Genomic DNA, 3,708 nt, shown 5'->3' with positions numbered 1-3,708 from the left:
GGGATCCCTTCCTGGGCCAGAGTTTGCAGGACGGCTTGCACCTGCTTGCGGCTACCGATCATCCCCAAGTAATGGGGGCCGGAGTGATAAATGGCCCGTAGGGTTTGGCCATCGAGGTTGTAGCTGCGGGTGAGAAGAGCAATGTAGAGCTGCGGGATCCTCTGCAGATCGGGGATAAGCTGGGCAAAGGGCTGTGGGTACAGCCGCTCGGCATCGGGAAAGCGCTGAGGGGTTACCCAGTCCGGGCGGTCGTCCTGAACCCAAATGCGAAAGCCAGCCAGATAGGCGATACAAAGATCGAAGATCAAGCCAGTCCTCTCAGAATGGCCTGATGGAAGGCAACCCGAAAAGCCTGGAACCCGTTCTCCTGCCGACCGTGATAGACGGCGTTGGTGAGCAGGGCCACCACCAGTTCCCGCTCTGGATCGATCCACAGGGAGGTTCCGGTGAAGCCGGTGTGGCCGAAGGCGCCGGGGCTGAACGGGTAGCTGCTGGCCAAGGGATCCGCAGAGCGTAAGGCAAACCCCAAGCCTCGACGTTCGCGACCGCGCTGCGGAGCATTTGGCTGAGGCAACTGCTCGCGGGTCATTTCCCGCACCGTCTGCGGCTGCAGTAGGGATCCCGTCAAAAAACTCTCTCCGAAGGCGGCCACCTCCTCTGCCGTAGCGAACAGCCCGGCATGGCCGGCGATCCCGCCCAGGCGGGCGGCATTTTCGTCGTGAACCTGCCCCTGCAAACGGCGCCTTCTCCAGGGGCACAGCTCGGTGGGCGCGCAAGGGACAGAGGCAAGGGGTGGATGGAAGGGATCCCCCGGACAAAACCGGGTTTGGCTCAGGCTCAGAGGCCGCAAGACCTGGGCGTGCAAGATCTGATCCAGGCTGGCCCCGCTCAGACGTTCCAAAGCCAGGCCCAGCAAGATCAATCCCAGATCGCTGTAGACCACACGGGATCCCGGCTTGTAGGAAAAAAAAGTGTGCAGGGCCATGTGCCGGGCCGATGCGGCGTCGGGCTGTCGAAAAAGGGGTCGCCAGGCGGGCAAGCCGGCGGTGTGGGCCAGCAACTGCCGCACCGTCACCTGCCCTGCCGGGATCAGCTCGCCTTCGATTTCCGGTTCCACAGCAATCCATTTCCCCGGCTGCAGAGGATCCTCATAGGGGGCAATGGGGCGGGATCCCTGAAACTCCGGCAACAGGAGACTGACCGGCTGATCCAACTGCAACGCTCCAGCTTCCACCAAGACCATGCAGGCGGTGGCGGTGTAGAGCTTGGTCAGGGAGGCCAGGTCAAAACAGATGGCCAAGGTTGTCGGTTGGCACCGGGTCTCAGGGTCAAGATAGCCTGCCGCCCTTGAGTAAATACACTTTCCCCGGTGGCGAATGGCCACCTGGGCAGCGGGGAAAAGGCGCGGGACGGCGGAGTTGAGCAGCTCCGTCAGCAAGGCCGGATCCCAACTCATCTGCTTCGTCTCCCCCTGGCTTGGGGATCCTCAAGCCAACAACTGGTAACGGCGTTTACAAAAGCCTACCGTTTCCCTGGCTAGGATGCCACCGTGGCTGGTTACATTGCCCAAGGGATCCCGAATGCGGCTGGAGTTGTTGCAAGCCTTTTTGAACGTGGTGGAGACGGGCAGCTTTTTGGCCGCTGCTCGCCTCAGGGGTCTGACCCAATCGGCCATCAGTCGCCAGATCCAGGCTCTGGAAGAGGCCGTGGGCGCCCCGCTGTTGCATCGCAAAAACCCGGTGGCCCCAACTGTGGCGGGAGAACGGCTTTTGCCCCATGCCCGTCGCATCTGTCAGGAATGGCAGCGGGCTCAGGAGAGCCTTCGAGAATGGCTGCAGGGCCAGCAGACCGAACTCTGCATTGCTGGGATCCATTCCCTGATTGCCCATCAACTGCCGCCCGTGCTGCAACAGTTTTGTCAAGAGCACCCAGAGGTGCAGTTGCGGGTCACGGCTCTGGGCAGCGACCGCGCCTTGAAGGTGCTCAGGGATGGGCTGGTGGATGTGGCCCTGGTCATGGACAATCCCCTGATGACGCGGGGGGCAGAACTGGTGGTGGAGCCGCTGTATTCCGAGCCGATTCAGGTGTTGATGCCCTCCACCCATCCCCTCAGCCGCTACGAGCAGATCCCCTGGAAGGCGCTGGCCGAGTATCCTCAGGCTGTCTTCAAGGATGGCTACGCCATGCGCTCCTTGGTGGGATCCCATCTGGCCCGGCAGGGGCTCCCTCTCAAAGCAGCCCTGGAACTGAACACCCTAGATGCCTTTCGGGGAGTGGTGCGACAGGGGCAGTTGATCGCTCTCCTGCCGGAGTCGGCCCTGGTGGACTGCTGCGCCGATCCGGAGTTGCAGGTGCGGCCCACCGAGCCTCCCCTGTTGAGGCGGCAGGTGGTGATGGTCACCACCAGCGATCGCTACCAGATTCCGCCCATTCGCCGGTTTTTGCAGTTGGCCGCCCAGCTCATCAGGCAGCCCGAGGTTGAGCCCGCTTCCGGCACAGATCCCCACATCCCTCAGCCATCTGCCAGGTTGTTGTCAGTATCCTGAGTAGCCCAGCCCTCCTGATCGCCGATGCTATGAGCCAAGAGTTTCGCGAGCTGTTGAAAAAAATCGGCAGCGGCACCCATACTCACCAAGATCTCAGCCGAGCCGAAGCGGCCAGCGCTGCTCGCATGCTCTTGCGGGGGGAAGCCACTCCCGCCCAGATCGGAGCTTTTTTAATTGCCCACCGCATCAAGCGCCCCACCGCCGAAGAGCTGGCCGGTATGTTGGATGCCTACGCAGAATACGGCCCTCTTCTGCCCCAACGGGATTTGCCCCATCCTTTGATTATCTTTGGCCATCCCTACGATGGCCGCTCGCGGACTGCGCCGCTGGGGGTGCTGGTGGCTTTGCTGTTGGCCGCGGCAGGGGCAGCCGTTTTGCTGCATGGCTCCGGCTTTTGTCCCACCAAGTATGGTCTACCTTTGGAGGTCGTCTGGCGCCTCTTGGGGGTCGATTGGCGGGGGCTATCCCTGGGGCAGGTGGGGCAACTGCTGGAACAAACCGGGTTGGGATTTTTGTATTTGCCCACCTGTTTTCCCCAAGCCCAGGCCCTGATGGACTACCGGGATCAAATCGGCAAACGCCCCCCCTTGGCCACCTTGGAGCTGGTCTGGGCGCCCTACCAAGGCCCCTTTCACCTGGTGGCGGGCTATGTGCACCCGCCCACCGAGGCCACGCTGCTGGAGCTGTTTGCCCTGCGGGAGATCGGGCAATTTACCACCGTCAAGGGTTTGGAAGGCAGTTGCGACCTGCCGCGAGAACGAGCAGCTATCCTGAACCAGGGCGGGCAACGGCTGCTCCTGAAGGCTCGCGATTGCCACTTGGCAGGCCCAGAGATCCCTCTTGCCGGCGAAAAAGAGCTGCAGCAGCAGATGCAGCAGGTGCTCAGCGGCGATCCTTGTCAACTCACCCCAGCCGTTCTCTGGAATGGGGGCAGCTATCTGTGGCTCCTCGGCCATTCTCCCTCTTTGCAGGAAGGGATCCAACAGGCGCAAGACCTGCTTTGCTCTGGACAGGTGATGAAGAAGCTGAAACAACTGGCCCAGTTGATCGACCGCTCCTAGGGCCGGGATCCCTTGTTTCATAAGTTCACAAACTGGATTGAGGCACCCCCAGCCCCTCTCCCTGAGGGATCCCCTCACCCCCAGCCCCTCTCCCTGAGGGA

At 62.1% G+C, this 3,708-nt stretch carries 4 protein-coding genes; 2 read left to right on the top strand and 2 right to left on the bottom strand.

What is annotated here, in order from left to right; translation table 11 throughout:
* Both NW844_RS12435 and NW844_RS12430 read right to left on the bottom strand, forming a co-directional pair.
* A partial coding sequence (locus tag NW844_RS12435) for an XdhC family protein (RefSeq protein WP_414336083.1) occupies positions 1-308 on the bottom strand: 308 nt, incomplete at its 3' end.
* Entirely contained in the window at positions 305-1,456 is a 1,152-nt protein-coding gene (locus NW844_RS12430; protein ID WP_414336081.1) for a serine hydrolase domain-containing protein, read from the bottom strand. The genes NW844_RS12435 and NW844_RS12430, both read right to left, overlap by 4 nt.
* A 124-nt stretch (positions 1,457-1,580) precedes the next feature.
* Here NW844_RS12430 and NW844_RS12425 point away from each other — a divergent pair, with 124 nt between their 5' ends.
* The gene (locus NW844_RS12425; protein ID WP_414336079.1) at positions 1,581-2,546 is read left to right on the top strand and encodes a LysR family transcriptional regulator; all 966 of its coding nucleotides are present in this window, start codon (positions 1,581-1,583) and stop codon (positions 2,544-2,546) included.
* A gap of 29 nt (positions 2,547-2,575) precedes the next feature.
* Positions 2,576-3,607 carry an anthranilate phosphoribosyltransferase family protein gene (locus NW844_RS12420; RefSeq protein WP_414336078.1) on the top strand — a complete coding sequence of 344 codons (1,032 nt, stop codon included), beginning with the start codon at positions 2,576-2,578 and terminating at the stop codon, positions 3,605-3,607.
* Positions 3,608-3,708 lie beyond the last annotated feature (101 nt).

The organism is Synechococcus sp. H55.2 (genome assembly GCF_047462495.1).
GTDB lineage: Bacteria > Cyanobacteriota > Cyanobacteriia > Thermostichales > Thermostichaceae > Thermostichus.
The sequence above is the reverse complement of the archived record's forward strand: the minus strand, read 5'-3'. Positions and strand labels throughout refer to the sequence as shown.

Bases quoted from the DNA above. Each gene is read 5' to 3' on its own strand.
- NW844_RS12420 (WP_414336078.1), top strand. From the start codon at position 2,576: ATGAGCCAAGAGTTTCGCGAGCTGTTGAAAAAAATCGGCAGCGGCACC.
- NW844_RS12425 (WP_414336079.1), top strand. From the start codon at position 1,581: ATGCGGCTGGAGTTGTTGCAAGCCTTTTTGAACGTGGTGGAGACGGGC.
- NW844_RS12430 (WP_414336081.1), bottom strand. From the start codon at position 1,456: ATGAGTTGGGATCCGGCCTTGCTGACGGAGCTGCTCAACTCCGCCGTC.